The 21,898-nt window shown below is 56.8% G+C and carries 15 protein-coding genes and 1 pseudogene; 10 read left to right on the forward strand and 6 right to left on the reverse strand.

Translation table 11 applies throughout. The annotated features are described in order from the left end of the window. A pseudogene (gene fdnG, locus OTG14_RS07855) lies at positions 1–3,048 on the reverse strand (formate dehydrogenase-N subunit alpha). Positions 3,049–3,269: 221 nt separating this feature from the next. Here fdnG and yddG point away from each other — a divergent pair. Continuing rightward, a complete protein-coding gene (gene yddG, locus OTG14_RS07860) occupies positions 3,270–4,148 on the forward strand; it encodes an aromatic amino acid DMT transporter YddG (protein ID WP_267214869.1) in 879 nt (292 codons plus the stop codon). Between the two features lie 630 nt (positions 4,149–4,778). Next, positions 4,779–5,888 carry a porin OmpC gene (locus OTG14_RS07865; RefSeq protein WP_024909569.1) on the forward strand — a complete coding sequence of 370 codons (1,110 nt, stop codon included), beginning with the start codon at positions 4,779–4,781 and terminating at the stop codon, positions 5,886–5,888. A gap of 49 nt (positions 5,889–5,937) precedes the next feature. On the opposite strand, the gene OTG14_RS07870 is transcribed toward OTG14_RS07865, so the two are convergent. Beyond that, positions 5,938–6,882 (reverse strand): LysR substrate-binding domain-containing protein, encoded by a 945-nt coding sequence (locus OTG14_RS07870; RefSeq protein ID WP_061715067.1) that lies wholly within the window; start codon positions 6,880–6,882, stop codon positions 5,938–5,940. A 170-nt stretch (positions 6,883–7,052) separates the two neighbouring features. On the opposite strand from OTG14_RS07870, the gene OTG14_RS07875 reads away from it, so the two are divergent. Genes OTG14_RS07875 through OTG14_RS07905 form a run of 7 tightly spaced genes read left to right on the forward strand, consistent with a single transcriptional unit; the run spans position 7,053 to position 13,503 of the window. After that, positions 7,053–8,003: a branched-chain amino acid ABC transporter permease gene (locus OTG14_RS07875; RefSeq protein ID WP_267214870.1), complete on the forward strand. Its 951-nt coding sequence runs from the start codon at positions 7,053–7,055 to the stop codon at positions 8,001–8,003. An 8-nt stretch (positions 8,004–8,011) separates the two neighbouring features. Continuing rightward, positions 8,012–9,118: a branched-chain amino acid ABC transporter permease gene (locus tag OTG14_RS07880; RefSeq protein WP_267214871.1), complete on the forward strand. Its 1,107-nt coding sequence runs from the start codon at positions 8,012–8,014 to the stop codon at positions 9,116–9,118. Continuing rightward, the gene (locus tag OTG14_RS07885) at positions 9,115–9,882 is read left to right on the forward strand and encodes an ABC transporter ATP-binding protein (RefSeq protein ID WP_048992038.1); all 768 of its coding nucleotides are present in this window, start codon (positions 9,115–9,117) and stop codon (positions 9,880–9,882) included. Before OTG14_RS07880 ends, OTG14_RS07885 begins: the two co-directional genes overlap by 4 nt. Next, on the forward strand, positions 9,875–10,594 hold the full coding sequence (locus OTG14_RS07890; protein WP_048992036.1) for an ABC transporter ATP-binding protein: 720 nt from the start codon (positions 9,875–9,877) through the stop codon (positions 10,592–10,594). The genes OTG14_RS07885 and OTG14_RS07890 overlap by 8 nt, the downstream gene beginning before the upstream one ends. A gap of 28 nt (positions 10,595–10,622) precedes the next feature. Continuing rightward, positions 10,623–11,780 carry a branched-chain amino acid ABC transporter substrate-binding protein gene (locus tag OTG14_RS07895; protein ID WP_267214872.1) on the forward strand — a complete coding sequence of 386 codons (1,158 nt, stop codon included), beginning with the start codon at positions 10,623–10,625 and terminating at the stop codon, positions 11,778–11,780. A gap of 17 nt (positions 11,781–11,797) precedes the next feature. Next, positions 11,798–12,280, forward strand: a complete 483-nt coding sequence (locus OTG14_RS07900; RefSeq protein WP_157189243.1) for an L-2-amino-thiazoline-4-carboxylic acid hydrolase — start codon at positions 11,798–11,800, stop codon at positions 12,278–12,280. Then, a complete protein-coding gene (locus tag OTG14_RS07905; protein WP_267214873.1) occupies positions 12,277–13,503 on the forward strand; it encodes a Zn-dependent hydrolase in 1,227 nt (408 codons plus the stop codon). Before OTG14_RS07900 ends, OTG14_RS07905 begins: the two co-directional genes overlap by 4 nt. Before the next feature lie 36 nt (positions 13,504–13,539). Here the strand turns inward: OTG14_RS07905 and OTG14_RS07910 are convergent, their stop codons facing one another. Continuing rightward, positions 13,540–15,423, reverse strand: coding sequence for a potassium transporter Kup (locus tag OTG14_RS07910; protein WP_248164762.1), 1,884 nt, complete (start codon positions 15,421–15,423; stop codon positions 13,540–13,542). A gap of 89 nt (positions 15,424–15,512) precedes the next feature. Further along, positions 15,513–17,000 carry an MFS transporter gene (locus OTG14_RS07915; protein WP_267214874.1) on the reverse strand — a complete coding sequence of 496 codons (1,488 nt, stop codon included), beginning with the start codon at positions 16,998–17,000 and terminating at the stop codon, positions 15,513–15,515. Between the two features lie 116 nt (positions 17,001–17,116). Between OTG14_RS07915 and OTG14_RS07920 the strand changes: the two genes are divergently transcribed. Continuing rightward, entirely contained in the window at positions 17,117–17,710 is a 594-nt protein-coding gene (locus OTG14_RS07920) for a TetR family transcriptional regulator (RefSeq protein WP_267214875.1), read from the forward strand. Between the two features lie 57 nt (positions 17,711–17,767). Here the strand turns inward: OTG14_RS07920 and OTG14_RS07925 are convergent, their stop codons facing one another. Further along, entirely contained in the window at positions 17,768–19,207 is a 1,440-nt protein-coding gene (locus tag OTG14_RS07925; protein WP_267214876.1) for an anion permease, read from the reverse strand. Positions 19,208–19,303: 96 nt separating this feature from the next. Continuing rightward, positions 19,304–21,898, reverse strand: a complete 2,595-nt coding sequence (acnB, locus tag OTG14_RS07930) for a bifunctional aconitate hydratase 2/2-methylisocitrate dehydratase (RefSeq protein WP_267214877.1) — start codon at positions 21,896–21,898, stop codon at positions 19,304–19,306.

Genomic DNA, 21,898 nt, shown 5'->3' on the forward strand with positions numbered 1-21,898 from the left:
TTACGCTTTCTCGATGTTGACCAGAAACGCTTTGTATTCCGGCGTTTGCGAGTTGGAATCGCCGACGTTTGGCGTCAGGGTATTGGCGATGTAGCCTTTCTGCGCCACGCCTTCAAAGCCCCAGTGAAGCGGGATACCGACGGTTTCCACCTGCTGACCATGCACGTTCAGACTTTGCAAACGACGGGTCACCACCGCCACCGCGCGAATAAAGCCGCGCTTGCTGCTCACCTTCACGCGGTCGCCGTTGGCAATACCTTTCGCCTTCGCCAGCGTCTCGCTGATCTCCACAAACTGCTCCGGCTGCGCGATGGCGTTCAGCCGCGCGTGCTTGGTCTAGGTGTGGAAATGCTCGGTCAGGCGGTAGGTCGTTCCCACGTACGGGAATTTGTCCTTTTTGCCTAAGCGCAGGACGTCGTCTTCGTAGATACGCACCACCGGGCTGGAGACCACGTTCGGGTGCAGCGGGTTGGTCCCCAGTGGCGTTTCCATCGGCTCGTAATGCTCCGGGAACGGCCCTTCCGCCAGCTTGTCGAGCGCAAACAGGCGCCCCAGCCCTTCCGGCTGCATGATAAACGGCCCGGTGTTACTGCCCGGCGCGGCGGTGTTGTAGTCCGGGATATCGTTCCCCGTCCATTTCGCCCCGTTCCACTGGATCAGCATGCGCTTCGGATCCCACGGCTTGCCGTTTACGTCTGCAGACGCACGGTTGTACAGCACGCGACGGTTCAGCGGCCACGCCCATGCCCAGCCCAGCGTATTGCCCAGCCCGGAAGGGTCAGCGTTTTCACGGTTGGCCATCTGGTTACCCTGCTCCGTCCAGCTGCCGGTGTAGATCCAGCAGGACGACGCCGTCGTGCCGTCGTCGCGCAGCAGCGCGAAGCTGTTCAGCAGCTGACCTTTCTTCGCCACCAGATTGCCGCTCGCGTCATACAGATCCGCCAGCGCCATGCCGTTGTTCTCTTTCGCGACTTCTTCAGACTCGGGACGTTCCGGCTGCTTGTAGCTCCAGCTCATCTTCAGCAGCGGCTCCGCGCCTTTGCCGCCTTCGGTGCGATACATTTCGCGCAGGCGGTGGTAGATCCCGGCCAGGATCTCGCCGTCGTTGCGCGCTTCACCCGGGGCGTCCTGGCCTTTCCAGTGCCACTGCAGCCAGCGGCCGGAGTTGGCAATGGAGCCATCCTCTTCCGCAAAGCAGGTGGACGGCAGGCGGAACACTTCGGTCTGAATCAAGGCCGGATCGACATCGTTTGATTCCCCATGGTTCTGCCAGAAGGTGGAGGTCTCGGTCACCAGCGGATCGATAACGACCATGTACTTCAGCTTGCTCAGGCTGCGAACGACTTTGTTCTTGTCCGGGAAGGAGGCCACCGGGTTGAAGCCCTGGCAGATATATCCCGTGACGTCGCCCTTATCCATCATGTTGAAATACTTGATGACGTCGTAAGCCTGGTCCCACTTCGGCAGCCACTCAAAGCCCCAGTCGTTTTCTTTCTGCGCCGCGTCGCCGTAGAAGGATTTCATCAGGCTGACGTAGAACTTCGGATAGTTGCTCCAGTAGTTCACCTGGTCCGGCAGCGTCGCTTTTGGCGTATTCGCCGCCAGATAGCTTTGTAGATCGACCTGCTTTTCAGACGGCAGCGTCAGGTAGCCCGGCAGGCTGGTCGACAGCAGGCCGAGGTCGGTGAGCCCCTGAATGTTGGAGTGACCCCGCAGCGCGTTTACGCCGCCCCCCGCCATGCCCATGTTGCCGAGCAGCAGCTGGATCATCGCCATGGTGCGGATGTTCTGCGCGCCAACGGTGTGCTGCGTCCAGCCCAGCGCGTACAGGAACGTGGTGGTTCTGTCGGCGGCGCTGGTGGAGGCCAGCACTTCACACACCTTCAGGAAGTCCGCTTTCGGCGTGCCACAGATGTTTTCCACCACGTCCGGCGTATAGCGGGAAACGTGCTGTTTCAGCAGGTTCCACACGCAGCGCGGATGCGTCAGGGTTTCATCCCGCATCGCATAGCCGTTTTCATCGAACTGATAGTTCCAGGACGTTTTATCGTACTGGCGTTTTTCGGCGTCATAGCCGCTAAACAGTCCGTCATCGAAGGCAAAGTCATCCCGCACCAGCAGGTTCGCGTTGGTGTAGTGCTTAACGTATTCCGCGTTAATTTTGTTGTTTTCGATCAGGTACAGCAGCACACCGGACAGGAACGTAATGTCCGTACCGGAGCGGATTGGCGCATAGATATCGGCCACTGATGCCGTACGCGTAAAGCGCGGATCGACGACGATAAGCGTCGCATCGTTGTTGTTTTTCGCCTCCATCGCCCAGCGGAACCCCACCGGATGGGCTTCAGCGGCGTTACCGCCCATCACCACCACGACGTTCGCGTTTTTGATATCAACCCAGTGGTTGGTCATCGCACCGCGACCAAATGTTGGAGCAAGACTTGCTACCGTTGGTCCGTGTCAGACGCGCGCCTGGTTGTCTACCGCCAGCATGCCGAGAGAGCGCACAAATTTTTGCGTCAGCATGCCGGTTTCATTACTTGCCGCAGACGCGCACAGCATCCCGGTGGAAAGCCAGCGGTTAACCGTTACGCCCTGCGCGTTCTTTTCTATAAAGTTGGCGTCGCGGTCGGCTTTCATTAATTTGGCAATACGGGAGAAGGCCTCATCCCAGGAGATACGCTGCCATTTATCAGAACCCGGCGCGCGGTATTCCGGGTAGCGCAGGCGATTTTCGCTGTGAACATAGTCCAGCAGCCCCGCCCCTTTCGGGCAAAGCGCCCCGCGGCTCACCGGATGATCCGGATCCCCTTCAATATGGTAAATCGCTTCTCTGGCGTTCTTTGCGCCATCGCCCAGGCTATACATCAAAAGCCCACAACCTACGGAGCAGTATGTGCAGGTGTTACGGATCTCTTTCGCGCGCAGCAGCTTATAGTTGCGTGCCTGAGCCAGCGCCATTTTGGGAGCAAATCCCAGCATTGCGGCTGTTGTTCCGGCCATACCGCCCGCGCAGATTTTAAAAAATTGTCTGCGGCTGACGTCCATCGTTGTCCTCGTATTCGTATAAGACTTCGCGCCGCAAACTAGCAGTAAAGTCCCTGTTTTTTTTGCGTCAAATCAAGGTCATCTGTCTTCCCCCCCTTAATAGTCACCCCCGGTACATTTCATTACTCCTTTTTGATTAACGGCTTAAGAGAATAATTCACGACAGCGACAGGCGTAATGCGATACATTTTTCCTTTGATTTTTATTGCAATGGCGAAGTAATGGACAGAAAAAAGGCAACGCTTATTGGGCTGGCGGCAATACTGTTATGGAGCACCATGGTCGGCCTTATTCGCAGCGTGAGTGAGGGACTGGGGCCGGTAGGCGGTGCGGCGATGATCTACACCCTCAGCGGATTACTGTGTCTGGTGACGGTAGGATTTCCTGATATCAGACGGTTTTCACCCCGCTATCTTATTGCGGGCAGCGTTTTATTTGTCAGCTACGAAATATGCCTGGCGCTGTCGCTGGGCTATGCTGCAACGCGATCGCAGGCGATTGAAGTCGGTATGGTGAATTACCTCTGGCCGAGCCTGACCATTGTGTTTGCCATTTTGTTTAACGGACAGAAATCCACCCTGTGGGTGATCCCCGGCCTGGTCATATCGCTGCTGGGCGTCTGCTGGGTATTGGGCGGTGAACAGGGTTTACATCTTGATGAAATAACCCGCAATATCGTTTCCAGCCCGCTGAGCTACGCGCTGGCGTTTGCCGGGGCCTTTATCTGGGCCGCCTACTGCACGGTCACCAGCAAATTTGCGAAAGGACAAAACGGCATCACCCTGTTTGTTTTACTGACCGCGCTGAGTCTGTGGGTGAAATATGCCCTGAGCGATCAGCCAGAGATGGTGTTCACGCTTCCGGTGGTGGTGAAACTCGTCATGTGCGGCATTGCCCTTGGGTTTGGGTACGCCGCATGGAATATTGGCATCCTGCACGGTAACGTCACGGTTCTGGCTGCCGTATCCTATTTTACCCCGGTCCTTTCAGCCGCGCTTGCCGCCGCAGTGCTGAGTTCCCCCCTCTCATTCTCGTTCTGGCAAGGCGCCCTGATGGTCTGCGCCGGGTCGTTACTCTGCTGGTACGCAACAAGAAAATAATGCTTTCTCGCACGGCCGGGTAAATTTCAACCCGGCAACATAATTAACATAAATTTAAAGTGTGATCGCACCTCAGAATATTTATCCTAATAATAGGATGTCTGTTTAATTTCGGTTTATATTTAGCACCTTCTGTAAACGCTCAACAAGATAATTGACACAAACTGACAACGACATGAAACTAGTCAACCATGAATATTAACATTATGGATAGCATTGAATGTAATAATTCAATTCTGACACATCCATGCAAATATTCGCAATATACGTTTAAACCCTCCCCTAACTCACTGTTATTAAGCTCAAAAACTAATAGCACCCCCTCAACACATCGGGAATACCGAAATCTAACTTAATATACTAAAACTCACAGAAATTATAGCGATGGCAATAGTCCCGCAGATAACATAATTAATAATCGTATAAAATTCGGGCGCTTTGTTTGAATAAGCGCCTTTTCACACGATCGAGATCACACTAATTGAAATTACCTTTAATAATTTGAAACTTATTATTGAAATAAGACTACGAGATTTTTAAAAATAGCATGCCATTGACGAGCAGCCTCGTTTAGAAATCGTTCACAGTGGTTCAGGAAATACTGAAAAAAAATTATAAGGAACATTTAAGATGAAACTTAAATTAGTTGCAGTGGCAGTCACTTCCATGCTGGCAGCAGGCGTTGTTAACGCTGCCGAAATTTACAACAAAGACGGTAACAAGCTGGATCTGTACGGTAAAGTAACAGGTCTGCACTATTTCTCTGATGACGCAGGCGCAGATGGCGATAAAACCTACATGCGTATCGGCTTCAAGGGTGAAACCCAGGTTAACGATCAGCTGTCCGGCTACGGCCAGTGGGAATACCAGATTCAGGGCAACCAGGAAGAAGGCGACAACAAGTCCTGGACCCGTGTTGCGTTTGCAGGTCTGAAGTTTGCTGAAGCAGGCTCCTTTGATTACGGTCGTAACTACGGCGTAATCTACGACGTAACTTCCTGGACAGACGTTCTGCCAGAATTTGGCGGCGATACCTACGGCGCTGACAACTTCCTGCAGCAACGTGCTAACGGCGTCGCGACCTACCGTAACCAGGACTTCTTTGGTCTGGTGGACGGCCTGAACTTTGCTCTGCAGTATCAGGGCAAAAACGGCAGCGTAGAGGGTGAAAACACCAGCGGTCGCAGCCTGCTGAACCAGAACGGTGACGGCTATGGCGCATCCCTGACTTACGATCTGGGCGAAGGCTTCAGCGTAGGTGGTGCAATGTCCTCTTCCCGTCGTACCGCTGACCAGAATGCGGCTGGCGTATACGGTGAAGGCGACCGCGCTGAAGTATACAGCGGTGGTGTGAAATACGACGCGAACAACGTTTACCTCGCGGCGCAGTACTCTCAGACCTATAACGCAACCCGCTTCGGTACCTCTAACAACAAGCGTACCGACATCTACGGCTTTGCAAACAAGGCGCAAAACTTCGAAGTTGTGGCTCAGTATCAGTTCGACTTTGGCCTGCGTCCATCCATCGCTTACCTGCAGTCTAAAGGCAAAGACATCGAAAACTTCGGCGACCAGGATCTGGTTAAATACATCGATGTTGGCACGACCTATTATTTTAACAAAAACATGTCCACCTACGTGGATTACAAAATCAACCTGCTCGACGACAACAAGTTCACTCGCCAGGCAGGCATCGGTACAGACAACATCGTGGCGCTGGGTCTGACCTACCAGTTCTAAATATTGTCACTACAAAAGCCAGCTGAACAAGCTGGCTTTTTTTATCTTCCTATCCGGCTGACGACTCTCCGTTCGCCGCCCAACGAAGCCAGGTTTGCAGCAGCTTGCCGTCCTCGGTCATCTCTGAATCTGAACGCACGCAGAGGTGATAGTCGCGCCCGTCATCAATGGGTAAGTCAAATATCTTCACCAGCTCGCCGCTCTCAAGATACGGCGCAATCAGCGGCTCACGCATTAGCGCACAGCCCAGACCAGCCTGTACGCCCGCCAGCGTCAACAGTCCGTCTTCAAACAGCGGGCCGCTGCGCCGGAGTGGACGTTTTACCCCCTGCAACAAAAACCACTGCGTCCAGCTCGTACGCTCTTCATCGTGCAACAGCGGCATTTGCAGCAGTTGCTCAGGCGTGTCGATGTGGCCATGAACACGCAAAAACGCACGGCTGCACACCGGCACCATCTGACCGGAAATCAGCTTTTCACTCTGATAGCCCGCCCACTGCCCGTTGCCAAAACGAATCGACATATCCGACGCGTCGCTCAGATAGTTACGGTGGTTGGCATACACCACGTTGATCTCGGTTTGGGGATTGGCGCGCATGAACGCAGGTAAACGTGGGATGAACCACCCCATGCCAAAAAGCGGGATCAGGCTGATGGTGACCTGACGCGTTTGCGCCTGCTCCGCCAGGTGCTCCGTTGCCTGGCGCAGCACGTTAAACGCCGCGCGGATCGAGCGGTAATATTCACGTCCGTGCTGGCTCAGCACCAGCCTGCGCCCCTGACGTTCCGTCAGCGGCATTTGCAGGTATCCTTCGAGCACCTTGAGCTGATGGCTTACCGCCGACGGAGAGATATCCAGCTCCTGCGCGGCCAGCGTGACGCTGCCCAGCCGGGCGATGGCCTCAAAGGCACGGACAGCCCGAAGCGGAGGATCGTTTGCCATGCGACTGTCTGCATACGCGGACAAATCTGCCGATTGTTCTGTTTTATTCATATATTGATTTCTTTAGGCTTTTTAGCCGGGAACGCGATTACATTATCTTTATATAAATCATTAAGATAAAGCAATGCCGGTTTATCATAAGAAATAATATATGTGTATTTTACAATTTAATTCATTTATTGGATGGTAGCCGCTGAAACAGCACTTTGCGGGTACAGACGTTGGATACACTCATACAACAACTGATCAACAGTGTGATGCTGGGAAGCATCTACGCACTGATCGCGCTGGGCTATACCATGGTGTATGGCATCTTGCGCATTATTAACTTTGCTCACGGCGATATTCTGATGGTCGGTGCGCTCACCACGCTTTCCGCCATTAACACCCTGAATACCACCTTTCCACACATGCCGCTGCTGTTGCAGCTTGGCGTTGCCCTGATGATTGCCATGGCCGTTTGCGCCCTGCTGGCGATGGCCGTGGAGCGGTTTGCCTACCGTCGACTGCGTAACGCCCCACGCCTGGCACCGCTGATCTCGGGTATCGGCGTCTCGGTCCTGCTGCAAACCGTGGCGATGATTATCTGGACGCGTAACCCGCTGATGTTCCCGCAGATCCTGCCCATGGATCCGATCGCCGTGACGGCAGGAAGTGAACTGCATCCCCCTGCCATTGTGACCGTCACCGGCATTGTTACCGTGGCGCTGGCGCTTACGGTGATGACCGGGCTATGGCTGCTGGTGGAATACACCCGCCTGGGCCGCGGCATGCGCGCCGTGGCGGAAAACCCGCGCGTGGCCACACTGATGGGTGTTAACCCCAATGCCATTATTACCCTGACGTTCGCCATTGGCGGCGTATTTGCCGCGCTGGCAGGCGTCATGATGGCCAGCAACTACGGCAACGCCAGCTTCTCAATGGGCTTTTTGCCCGGAATCAAAGCCTTTACCGCCGCCGTGCTGGGAGGCATTGGTAACATTCGTGGCGCAATGATTGGCGGGATCCTGCTCGGCATTATCGAAGCGCTGGGCGCAGGTTATCTGGGGGAACTCACCCACGGCGTCTTTGGCAGCAACTATCAGGATGTCTTTGCCTTTATGGTCCTGATTCTGGTGCTGGTCTTCCGTCCGGCAGGCCTGCTGGGCGAGCGCGTGGCGCACAGGGCGTAAGGAATACCATGACAACACTTCAACTTCAGGCCCCGACGACGACGCGCAAATTCTGGTCAGGCATGGTCCTGTTCTGCCTCGCGCTGCTGATTGCTCCCGTAATGGCCACGCAGCTTGGCGGCAACTACTGGGTACGTGTGATCGACTTCGCCCTGCTCTACATCATGCTGGCACTCGGGCTCAATATTGTGGTCGGCTATACCGGCCTGCTGGACATGGGCTTTATCGCCTTTTACGCGGTCGGCGCCTACCTTGCGGCACTAATGGCCTCCCCACACCTGCTGGCGGTATTTCCTGTCCTCAGCGTCTGGTTCCCGGACGGGCTGCACACCTCATATCTGCTGATTATTCCGCTGGCAGCGCTCGTCGCGGCGGTCTGCGGCATTTTACTCGGTGCTCCCACGCTGAAGCTGCGCGGGGACTACCTGGCGATAGTAACCCTCGGCTTTGGCGAAATTATCCGCATTCTGATGCGCAACCTCGACCGACCGGTGAACATCACCAACGGTGCGAAGGGTATTACCGGGGTGGATACGCTCAACCTGTTCGGCCGGAAGTTTAGCGGCGTATACCACTGGTTTGGATTCAAAGTGCCCGCGCTTTGGCTGTGGTACTACCTGCTGATGCTGGTGATTGTGGCGATTATTTTTGTCTGCCTGCGCCTGCAGCATTCCCGCATTGGTCGCGCCTGGCACGCCATCCGTGAAGATGAGGATGTGGCGCGCGCGATGGGCATCAACGTGCGTAACTATAAGCTGCTGGCCTTTGCGATGGGTGCCTCTTTTGGCGGCGTGGCGGGTGCCCTGTTCGGCGCGTTTCAGGGCTTTGTCTCCCCGGAATCCTTCACGTTACAGGAATCCATTGCCGTGCTGGCGATGGTGGTGCTGGGCGGTATGGGACACATTCCTGGCGTGATCCTGGGCGCGATACTGCTTACCGCCCTGCCGGAACTGCTGCGCAGTCAGGCAGCGCCAGTTCAGCAGGCGCTGTTCGGTACGGTACTGATTGACCCGGAAGTGCTGCGTCAGCTGTTCTACGGCCTGGCGCTGGTGCTGGTGATGCTGGTGCGTCCTTCAGGCATCTGGCCGGTTCGCCACAAGGAGGTGAAAGCATGAGCCTGTTAACCGTACGCAACATGTCAAAACGCTTCGGCGGGCTTACCGCCGTGGATGACGTTTCGATCGCCGTGAACAAGGGTGAGATCTACGGCCTGATTGGTCCCAACGGGGCGGGAAAAACCACCTGTTTTAACCTGATCACCGGGCTTTATCCGGCGGACAGCGGCGAGTTTTCGATAGCGGATAAGCCCTATTTCCCAAAACACATAGAGAAAGTGACCGCCGCCGGGATTGCGCGCACCTTCCAGAACGTGCGCCTCTTCAACGACATGTCGGTACTGGAAAACGTGATGGTGGGCCGCCACGTCCGCACCCGTAACGGCCTGTGGGCCGCGCTGAGCCGCCACAAACGCGCCCGTGAGGAAGAGAAACAGACCCGCGAACTGGCCTGGCACTGGCTGGACTATACCGGCATTGCGCAGTTCGCCCACTATCGCGCCTGCGATCTGGCCTATGGCCATCAGCGCCGCCTTGAAATCGCCCGCGCGCTGGCAACGGATCCGCTGCTGCTGGCGCTGGACGAACCCGCCGCCGGGATGAACGCGGCGGAAAAAGTGGCGCTTGGCGAGCTGCTCATCCGCATCCGCGATGACGGCAAAACCCTGCTGATGATTGAACATGACGTCAAGCTGGTGATGGGCATCTGCGACCGTCTGACGGTCCTTGATTACGGCAAAACGCTTGCCAGCGGCACGCCGGAAAATGTGCGGCGCGATCCGGCAGTGATCGCCGCCTGGCTTGGAGGCAATGCCCATGTCTGAATTACTGAAGGTAGAACGTCTGGACGTGCATTACGGCGGCATTCAGGCCGTACGCGATGTCTCCTTTACCCTGCGCGAGGGCGAACAGGCTACGCTGATCGGCGCGAACGGCGCGGGGAAAAGCTCCACCGTACGCGCCATTACCGGGCTGGAAAGTTTTAGCGGCAGTATAGAATTCCGCGGTAAAGACGTCCGCAGACACAGGCCCGAGGCGCTACTGCGCGACGGACTGGTGATGGTCCCGGAGGGCCGCGGGATCTTCTCCCGCATGACGGTCCTGGAAAACCTGCAGATGGGCGCCTGGCTCAGGCGTGACACTGTCACCGTTAATCGCGAAATGAACGAGATATTCGAGCGCTTCCCGCGCCTGGGCGAACGCCAGCATCAGCTTGCCGGCCTGCTGTCCGGCGGTGAGCAACAGCTGCTGGCCCTAAACCGCGCCCTGCTCAGCCGCCCGCGCCTGCTGATCCTCGACGAGCCGTCGATGGGCCTCGCGCCGAAGATGGTTGAAAACATTTTTGCCGTCATTGCCGGCCTGCGCGAGCGCGGCGTTGCCCTGCTGCTCATCGAACAAAACGCCCGTCTCGCGCTGGAAGTCACCGACAGCGCGTGGGTGATGGACAGCGGCAGCATTGTTCATCATGGCGAATCGAAAGCGCTGCTCAATGACGACCAGATTGCACAGATTTATTTGGGCGAAATGCCCGTTTAACCACACCAGCCAACATCAGGGAAATACAATGAAAACAGTAAAAATCAGTGCGCTCAGCGCCGCTATCCTCCTCGGCAGCTTTGCCTCGCCGGCCACGTGGGCCGCTGACAGCGAAACCGTGGTCATCGGTCTCGCGGGCCCGCTCACCGGCCCGTCTGCCCGTATCGGTAAAGATCTGGAGAACGGCGCGCAGCTGGCCATTGACGACATTAACAAGCAGCACCCGACCATCGGCGGCAAAGCGGTGACCTTCAAACTGCAGTCCGAAGACGATCAGTCCGACCCGCGCACTGCCGTAGCCGTCGCGCAGCGTCTGGTGGATAGCGGCGTGGCGGGCGTCGTCGGTCACTGGAACACCGGTACCAGCATTCCTGCCGCACGTGTCTATCACGATGCGGGCATCGCACAGGTCGCACCGGTCGCGACCGGTCACGCCTATACGCAACAAGGTTTTGATACCAGCTTCCGCGTGATGGGACACGACGATGACGGCGGCCAGCTCGCCGGTCAGTACGCGGTGAATACCCTGAAAGCCAAACGCATTGCGGTGATCGACGACCGTACCGCATTTGGTCAGGGTCTGGCAGACCAGTTTATTAAATCGCTGGAAGCCCAGGGCGTGAAAATTGTCGATCGTCAGTACGTGGATGACAAAACGGTGGACTTCAGCGCCGTACTGACCGCCATCCGCAGTAAAAACGCCGATCTGATCTTCTTCGGCGGCGTCGACAGCCAGGCCGCACCGCTGGCGCGTCGCATCAAACAGCTGGGCATGAATGCCACGCTGATGGGCGCAGGCGGATTCGTCAGCCAGACATTCCTCAAGCTGGCGCAGAAAGAAGGCGAAGGCGTTGTGGCGCTGGAGCCGGGTCTGCCCGTTGACCAGATGCCGGGCGGCAAAGCGTTCGAGCAGGCGTACCAGTCCCGCTACCACACCCATATCGAACTGCACGCCCCGTTCGCCTATGACGCCACCCGCGTGCTGGTTGCGGCAATGGAAAAAGCAAACTCCGTTGAGCCGTCCGACTATCTGCCCGCCCTGCGCGCCATCAGCTATTCCGGCGTCACCGGACAGATCGCGTTTGATAAAGAGGGCAACCTGAAATCGCCGTCGTTCACGGTCTACAAGGTGGTCGACGGCAAATGGCAGCCGCAGACCGTGCTGGGCGGCGCAAAAGCGAAGTAACGCAGCGAGGCAATGTGATGAGTGATAATAACGAGCTGGGCATTCTCGCCCGCCGCAAAATTGAAGCCGAAATTATTAAGCCAATTTATGAAATCCTGGTGCGCGAGATAGGGAAAGCCCGCGCCCAGGCGGTGATTGGCGAGGCCATTGAGCAGGCCGCGATTGACGCTGGCAAAGCGTTTGCCAGCAAAGAACCCAACGGCGCGAACATCAAGAGCTTTATCGCCCTGCAGTATCTGTGGGAGAAGGATAACGCCCTGGACGTGAAGGTGATCGACGCCGACGACAAGCAGTACAACTACAACGTGACCCGCTGTCGCTACGCGGAGATGTATCACGAAATGGGGCTGGGCGAGATTGGCCATCTGCTCTCCTGCGCGCGGGATGAAAAATTCATCGTTGGCTATGCGCCGGACGTTGAGCTAACCCGCACCACCACCATCATGCAGGGCGGTGCGTGCTGTGATTTCCGCTACCGCAGCAGCAAGGACAAGCCATGATCCGCGTCAACGCCGAACGGCTGTGGTCAACGCTTGAGATGATGGCGCAGATCGGCGGCACGCCCGCCGGTGGCGTCACCCGTCTGGCATTGAGCGAGGAAGATCGTGTCGCGCGTAACCTGCTGCGCGACTGGGCGATGGACGCCGGTTTTACCTGTGACGTCGACAGCATGGGCAACATGTTTATCCGCCGCGCGGGAAAAAACCCGCAGCTTGCCCCGGTCATGACCGGTTCGCACGTGGATACCCAGCCGCTGGGCGGGAACTACGACGGGGTTTACGGCGTGCTGGCCGGGCTTGAGCTGCTGCGTACCCTCAATGACCATCACGTTGAGACGGAGCGTGACATCGTGCTGGTGAACTGGACCAACGAAGAAGGCGCGCGATTTGCGCCAGCCATGCTCGCTTCAGGGGTCTGGACGGGGCAGTTTAGCGAAGCGTACGCCCACGCCCGCGCGGATAGCAACGGTATCACCGTGGGTGAAGCGCTGGATAACATTGGCTACCGGGGTGAAGCCCCTGCCCGCGCGTTTCCTGTTCACGCCTGCTACGAGCTGCACATCGAACAGGGCCCGATCCTGGAAGATGAGGTCATCGATATCGGGCTCGTCCGCGCGGCAATGGGCCAGCGCTGGTTTACCCTGACGCTGGGCGGATTCGCCGCTCACGCGGGCACGACGCCGATGCACAGCCGCCGTGACGCGCTGACCGCCTTCGCTGAGCTTGCATTGAAAGTGGAAGAGATTGGCTATCGGCATGCGCCGGACGGACGCGCGACGATCGGTATGGCGAAGGTTACGCCAAACTCGCGCAACGTCGTGCCGTCTCGTGTGGAATGCAGCGTGGAGTTTCGCCATCCGGCGCAGCAGGCTCTGGAAGCCATGGAAGCGGCGCTGCATAAGGTGGCTGAAAGCCTGAGCCTGCGCGGCGTGTCGGCTCTCGTTGAGCGCATTTTTGACTACGCGCCCATCGCGTTTGATGCCGAATGCCTCGCTCGTACGGAGAAGGCCGTGGCGGAACTGGGCTATTCGTCGAAACCGATGGTCTCCGGTGCGGGACACGACACCTGCTATGTGAGCAAAATTGCGCCCGCCAGCATGATCTTTATCCCCTGCGTGAAGGGCGTCAGCCATAACGAAGCGGAAAGGATCCTGCCGGAGTGGTCGGAGAAAGGGGCGAACGTGCTGTTGCACAGCGTCCTGTCCGCGGCCCAGGAGAGCTAGAACGGCGCGAAAGCAGCCCCCTGCTTTCGCGCGACGCTAGACGGCAACGCGCCGGCTGATTTCAACCACCCGATCGCTGGGAAGGTGGTAGTGGTTGATGACGTGCGTGCAGTTGCGCTTCATGAAGGCAAAAATGTGCCGTTGCCAGGCCGCCATACCGGCCCCGCCTTCGCCTGCCACAATGGTTTCATGCCCGACATACCAGGTGGCATCATCCGTGGCAAAAAGCGCGTTAATCTCGCTGACCCCCTGTAACAACCGCGGAATGTCCGGGTGTTCCATAAACCCATATTGCGCAACGCCGTGCCAGTAGCCCGGCGCGCGCTGCTCCACCCTGATACGCTGCTCTTCCCCGACGTAGGGCACATTGAGTATATCAATGGTCAGCGACAACACATCCTGCTGTAGCGCCCGATTTCGCGCGACATGCCAGCGCATGACTGGTGGGATATTGTTCTGTGTACGGGTCAAAAACACGGCCGAGCCTACCACTCTGGGCACCGTCTTTTGCTGAAGCTGGGCAAAGAACGCATCCACGCTGACGCCCTTCTCGCCCACCGATGCGGAGACCGCCTTAACGCCGCGGTGCCAGATTAGCATCACCGTACAAATGGCTGCGGCCATCAGCAGCGGGATATAGCCGCCCTCCAGGACTTTAATTAGATTGGCAAACAAGAAGGTGGCATCAATCACCAGGAAACAGAGGGCAATAAGCGCGCTGCTGACCCGGCTCCAGCGCCACACTTCCCGCATCGCCACAAACAACAGCCCCGTGGTCATCAGCATGGTTAACGACACGGCGATGCCGTACGCCGCGGCAAGCTTATCGGAGGATTTAAAGAACACCACCAGCCCGATGGTCACCACCATCAGCAGCCAGTTTATTATCCCGATATAAATCTGACCGTAGCTTTCTGCCGCCGTCTGTTTGATGCGTAACCGGGGTAACCAGCCAAGCTGAATGGCCTGGCGCGTCATGGAAAACGCGCCGGTAATAATCGCCTGACTGGCGATTATCGTCGCCAGCGCGGCAAGAATGATGAGCGGAACCTGGAGAACAGGCGGACAGAGCGTGTAGAAAAGGTTTTGCTTGCTGTCGGCACCGGCCAGAATCAGCGCTGACTGGCCAGCATAGTTGAGCAGCAGCGAAGGAAAGACGATACCGTACCAGGCAAGCCAGATGGGCTTTTTACCGAAATGCCCCATGTCTGCATACAGGGCCTCGGCCCCCGTCACGCAGAGAAAAACGCCGCCCAGGACCAGGAAACTGGTGTACCCGTTCGAAAACAAAAATGCGATGCCGTAAGCAGGATTAAGGGCCAACAGTACCGAGGGGTGCTGAACGATCCCCCGCACGCCCAGGGCCGCAATCGCCAGGAACCACAGCGCCATGACCGGGCCAAATATTTTCCCTATGCGGGCGGTACCAAAAGGCTGGATAAGAAACAGCGCCAGCAACACTGCCACCGTCAGGGGTAATATGTACGGCTGGGACTCAGGGATCACCATCTCCAGCCCTTCAAGGGCAGAAAGCACGGAGATGGCCGGGGTTATCGCGCCGTCACCGTATATCAACGCGGCGCCAATCAGGGCGGCAAAAATGACCCAGCGCCCGCCTTTGCCTTTCTCCACCAGAAGCGACATTAAGGCCATGATGCCCCCCTCGCCATGATTATCAATTCGCATGGCGAAGGCGGCATATTTTATGGATGTCACCAGGATGAGTGTCCAGGTGATCAGGGAGAGTAGGCCCAGTATGACGCCGGGCGTAGGGTCATGCTCAGAGAGCGAAAGTACCGTCCGGAAGGTATAAAGCGGGCTGGTGCCGATATCACCAAAAACGACGCCCAGCGCCCCCCCTGCAAGCAGGGTTAACCGGGAGAGCGGTTGGGACGGTTCACTGCTGTGGCGAAGGCTCATATTTTCCAGCAAGAGTCAGATAATCCTGTAAAAAACATAGCTCATCTGCCCCGCCCGCGCCAACCGCTGCCCCTGTTTTACCGCGCGGTTTACTGCGGATTGACCTTCGCCAGGCTGAACCAGATCCCCACTGCCAGCAACAGCAGCATGCCGCCCGCACTGCCCAGCGCCACGCTGTGGGAGGTAATAAACGCACTTTTCGCCGCCTCAATCACCGGCTCCGCCAGGGACGGCGTCAGATCCTGCGCCACCTTCATCGCTTCCCCAATCGATGACGAGGCTTTATCGATGAGCGAGGCATTCAGCCCCTGCGGCAGGTCAATCGACGCCGAGAAGCTGCGGGTCAACAGCAGACCAAAAATGGCGATCCCCAGCCCGGCCCCCAGCTCATAGGACATGGTTTCAATCGCCCCTGCAGCGGCGGCTTTCTCCTTCGGCGCGGCAGCCATAATGGCGGAAGTCGAGGCCAACAGCGCGCTGGCGGCACTGAAGCCGAGCAGCACCATCAGCCCCCACGCCTGCCACTGCTGTGTGCTGAAGTCGAGCATCGACAGCCCGATAAAGCTGACGGCGCTGAGCCCCATGCCGCCGGCCGCGACGATGCGTAGCCCTAATCGCCCAACCAGCACGCCTGCGATCGGCCCGCTGAACCCGCTGGCGACCATCACCGGAAGCATGAACATGCCCGCTTCAAACGGCGTAAAGCCATGAACAAACTGCAGCTCCTGGGCCATCAGCAGCTCAAACCCGACCAGGGCAATCATGGCGGTCATCGCCATCACCACGCCGCTCAAAATGATGCGATGGCAGAACAGACGCATGTCGATCATCGGTACGCGAGCGCGGAGCTGAATACGCACGAAGATAAACAGCAGTACCGAGCCGGTAATCAGCGCGGACGCGACTATCCACGGTGACAGCGCGCCTTTCAGGGCGGTTTTCGCACTGTAGACCAGCAGTAAAATCGCCACAATCAGCATAATGGCATGGCTAATATTCAGCGGCTGCTCCGGGCGGCCGTGCTGAGGAGGCACAAAACGCGCGGCCAGCGAAACCACCACCAGCACAATCGGCACGTTAATTAAAAACACCGATCCCCAGTAAAAATGCTCAAGCAGCATACCGCCAATCAACGGGCCAAACGCCGCCCCACCGGAACCGACCGCCGCCCAGACGCCGAGCGCAATATTACGATCCCGCGCGTCGATAAACAGCGTACGGATCCCAGCCAGCGTAGCCGGAATAATCATCGCCGCACCAATTGCCAGCGAGGCGCGCGCCGCAATCAGCCACCCTGCTGACGGGGCAAACGCTGCCGCCAGCGATGACAGGCCAAACAGCGTACTGCCAATCATCAACAGCCGTTTAAAACCGATACGGTCACCCAGGGCGCCCATAGGCAACACCATACCCGCCATCACCAGCGAGTAAATATCGATGATCCACAGCAATTCATTGCCGCTGGCACCCAGCGTCATGCTCAATGTCGGCGCCGCCACGTGCAGCACCGTCGCGTCGATCGCCACCGGGATATACACCAGCACGATAATCACTAACGCTAACCACTGACGAAACATAAATTTCCTTTTCTTTTAAAACATGGACACATGTCCAGGATGCGATCCTACGTAAAGTTGAACGCATGTCCAGCTTTTTGTTACACTCGTTTCGTTCCCATTGAGAGTGAGTAAACATGCGATATCTGAGCAAGGATGAACGGCGGGAAGCCATCTTACAGGCCGCCATGCGCGTGGCGCTGGCAGAAGGACTGGCGGCAATGACGGTCCGCCGCGTTGCGGCTGAAGCCGGAGTCGCCACCGGACAGGTTCACCATCATTTTACCTCCGGCGGGGAGTTAAAATCGCTGGCCTTCGTACGGTTGATTCGCGAGCTGCTGGATGCGGATGTCGCGGGTAAACAGGCCGGTTGGCGGGAGCAGCTTCATGCCATGCTCGGCAGCGATGACGGGAGGTTTGAGCCCTATATTCGCCTGTGGCGTGAAGCCCAGATCCTTGCCAGCCGTGATGCCGACATCAAGGGCGCCTATGTGATGACCATGGAGATGTGGCATCAGGAAACGGTGGCGCTTATCAAAGCGGGAACGGAGGCCGGGGCATTGCGTCCGGGCGATCGGGCAGAAAATATTGCCTGGCGCTTGATTGGTCTGGTGTGTGGTCTTGACGGGATGTATATCTTAAACATGCCCGAAATGGACGAGGCCGCGTTTAACAGGCATCTCGATACATTAATTACGCTCGAGTTGTTTACTACCCCGTCTGAGCAGTGATGTTGCCGGGTGGCGGCGACGCCTTACCCGGCCTGCGTTTCACCATCTCCTCATCCGTTAAGACTGCAGCATGCCGTGCTGCATCAGGAATCCCCACCAGGGAATGCCGAGGAACATGTGGATTAAAAACGTGCACAACGCCACGAGCGTACCGATAGTCCACCATGACCTGATGTCGTTGTACCCCGCAGCGAAGATAATCGGCCCCGCTGCGCCGCCATAATGCGTGATGCAACCCCCATAGGAGTTGGAAAACAGAATGGCGAGAGCAAGCAGAACGGGTGCCGTTCCGGTAACCAGCCCCACGGTGGCAAAGACCGGCACCATCGCCGCGACGTACGCCCCGCCGGAGGCAAAGAAATAACGAACCAGCACGCTGAGAAACACGATAATAACGATGGTCATATTCCCCGCGCTGAGAAAATTGAGGTGCGCTGACAGGAAATCAGCCAGCCAGCGGAAAAATCCCTCCTTGCTCAGCGTGGCGCTCAGACCGATGATGCCCCCGTACCACATCAGGGTATTCCAGCCGCCTTTGTTTTTCTGCACATCGCTCCAGCCGATAATATTAAACAGCAGCGCCGCGCCCATTGCGATAATGGCGACGGCGGATTCATTGAGCCCAAGCTGACGAGAAAAGATCCAGCCCAATAAGGCAGCAATAAAAATAACGACCAGGCCCTTCTCTTTGAGGCTCATTGCCCCGAGACTTTGCAAGCCGTTGGTAGCAATAGCGACATTATCAATTTTTTTAATTTCCGGGGAGGCAACGCGATAGCAAATATAGGGGATGATACACAGCATCAATAACCCCAACGGTGCTCCCGCCAGCATCCAGCCTATCCAGCTAATATGAACATGGAAGATATCGGAAATTAGCTGTAGCGCTAACGCGTTTCCGGCAAAGCCCGTTAAAAACATATAGCTGGTCGTTTTAGTCACCATATAGACATTGACCATTAAATAACGGCCAGCCCTGCACGGCGTCTCTTTTGGCGTTGAGCCTAATACCGTCGCGATACTGTTAATAATAGGGAAAACCACGCCACCTGCTCGCGCGGTATTTGAGGGTGTCGCCGGCGCCAGCACCAAATCCAGCAAGGCGGTCACATACCCCAGCCTCAGCGTCGTGCTGCCAAACTTGAGGATAAACCAGTAGGCAAGGCGTTTCCCCAGACCGGTAGTAACAAAAGCCGCGCTAAGCGTAAAGGCGCTAAACACCAGCCAGGTTGTACCTGAGGCGTATCCGCTCAGGACATCCATTGATTTGACAGGAGAATCCGGGAATTTTGTTACGGTAAAACAGGTTAATGCCACCGCGACCAGCATAATGACGGGTTCGGGATACGGTTTAATGACCAGCCCAACGATAGCGGACAGATATATGCCTGCCAGTATCCACGCCTCTTTGGTTAATCCATCAGGCGGAGGAATAAATATTGATAATAATATTATTGCGGCAAGTAAGATTGTTTTTAAAACATTGGAGTTAAGCATATCTCACCCATGAGAAAAGGGTCCCTGAATAGCGGAGGCCGCTCCTGAGAGAAGCCTCCACCGATTAAATACATTTATCAAATAAATAACTTAGAATTACACACTAACAATATTGATATTATCACCTTCCCTGGACTGATATTCGGTCAAAGCATCAAAACTGAGATGGCGATAGATATTTTCATGCGCATCGTGAAGTTTATCCGTATAGCTAAAATAGTCTTCCACGGTTGGCATTTTCCCGAGCATGGCCGCGACGGTGCTTAATTCAGCTGAGGCAAGGAACACTTTCGCATTCGTTCCCAAACGATGCGGGAAATTTCGGGTGGACGTCGATACTACGTTGCTCCCTTCACGCACCCTCGCCTGGTTCCCCATGCACAGGGAACAGCCCGCAGGCTCGATTCTCGCCCCCGCTTTAATAAACTGATTAAAATAGCCCTCGCGGGAGAGTTGTTGGGCATCCATTTTTGTCGGCGGTGCGAGCCACAAACGCGCCTGGCTTTCGCTGCCACCAGCCATGATTTCACCCGCAGCGCGGAAGTGACCGATATTTGTCATGCAGGAGCCTATGAAGACCTCTTCAACAGGAGTGCTGGCAACCTCCGAAAGTAGCCGGGCATCGTCCGGATCGTTCGGGGCGCAGACCACCGGCTCGGTGATGTCATTGAGATCGATCTCAATGACTGCCGCATATTCCGCGTCAGGATCGGCGCGGAGCAGCGACGGGTTAGCCAGCCACGCCTCGATTTCAGCAATGCGTCGTTCAAGCGTGGCGGCGTTCTGATACCCCTGCTTAACCATCCAGCGCAGAAGAGCCGCATTGGAGCGCAGATATTGCGCGACATTCTCTTCCGCCAGGCGCATAACGCACGCGGCAGCGGAGCGTTCGGCGGAGGCGTCAGCCAGTTCAAACGCCTGCTCTGCGCTTAATGTTTCCAGGCCTTCAATTTCGAGGATCCGGCCCGAGAAAACGTTGCGCTTATTCTTTTTCTCGACCGTCAGCAGCCCCTGCTTTCTGGCGTAGAGCGGAATGGCATGCACCAGGTCGCGCAGGGTGATCCCTTTCTGCATCTCGCCCTTAAAGCGCACAAGCACCGATTCAGGCATATCCAGCGGCATAATGCCGGTTGCGGCGGCGAACGCCACCAGCCCGGAGCCGCCCGGGAAGGAGATCCCCAGCGGGAAGCGGGTATGGGAGTCGGCACCCGTGCCTACCGTATCCGGCAGCAGCATGCGGTTAAGCCACGAGTGGATAATGCCGTCACCCGGCTTGAGCGCCACCCCATTCCGGCGGGTGATAAACTGCGGCAGGGTTTCATGCAGTTGCACATCTACCGGCTTAGGGTAGGCAGAGGTGTGGCAGAAAGACTGCATCACCAGGTCGGCTGAAAACGTGAGGCAGGCCAGGTCGGTCAGCTCGTCGCGCGTCATCCCGCCGGTGGTGTCCTGAGAACCGACGGTAGTGATTTTCGGCTCGCAGTATTGCCCTGGACGGATCCCCGCTACGCCGCAGGCTTTACCCACCATTTTCTGCGCCAGCGTAAAGCCGGTTTCGGATGGCGCAGGCAAAGCGGGCGTGCGGAATACCGCGGAAGGCCCAAGCTTCAGCGATTCCCGCGCTTTCGCGGTCAGGCTGCGTCCGATAATCAACGGGATCCGCCCGCCGGCGCGTACTTCGTCCAGCAGCACCTCGGTTTTAAGGGTAAAGGTCGTCACCAGCCGCTGGCTTTCTGTCTCACGAATTTCGCCCTTGTACGGATAAAGATCGATCAGCATCCCGGTCGTCAGCGCGGAGACATCCATCTCTATTGGCAGCGCACCGGAATCTTCCAGCGTGTTGAAGAAAATGGGCGCGATTTTGCCGCCAAACACAAACCCGCCGTTACGTTTATTCGGCACGTACGGAATATCGTTCCCGATGTGCCAAAGGATGGAGTTGGTGGCGGATTTACGTGAGGATCCTGTCCCCACGACGTCACCGACGTACACCAGCGGCCAGCCCGACGCTTTGAGTTCTGCCAGCTGGTGCAAAGGGCCACGTACGCCGGGTTCATCAGGTGCTACCCCTTCCCTGACGTTACTGAGCATGGAGAGCGCGTGCAGCGGAATATCAGGACGTGACCACGCCTCCGGTGCCGGAGACAAATCGTCGGTATTGGTCTCACCGGGAACCTTAAACACCTTCAGGGTAATTTTTTCAGGCATGGCCGGGCGGCGCGTGAACCACTCGGCATTTGCCCAGGAGTGAAGCACCTCTTTTGCCCGGACGTTGCCGCTCTTCGCTTTGGCTTCCACCCGGCTGAATTTTTCAAAGATCAGGATGGTAGAAGAGAGCTGCTCAGCGGCCAGCGGTGCCAGGTTCGGATGGTCAAGGAGCTCAATCAGCGGCTGGACGTTATAGCCCCCCTGCATGGACCCCAGCAGCGTCGTAGCCGCTTCAGGAGAAAGCCCGTTAACACGGTATTCCTGCAATGCCACCTTGAATAAAAAATCGGCTTTTAGCTTTGCCGCAGGATCGACGCCCGGCGGGACGCAGTGGGTTAATAAATCGATTAATAGCGGATGATGCGCGGGCGCATCATTTATTAAACGATAAATAAGTGCATCGGTTTGTTCCGCTGTTAACGGTTTCGCCGGAATACCCGATTCAGCGCGCGCTTTCTGGTGCTGATGATAATCATCTAACAT

The sequence above is a fragment of the Enterobacter pseudoroggenkampii genome (genome assembly GCF_026420145.1).
Taxonomy (GTDB): domain Bacteria; phylum Pseudomonadota; class Gammaproteobacteria; order Enterobacterales; family Enterobacteriaceae; genus Enterobacter; species Enterobacter pseudoroggenkampii.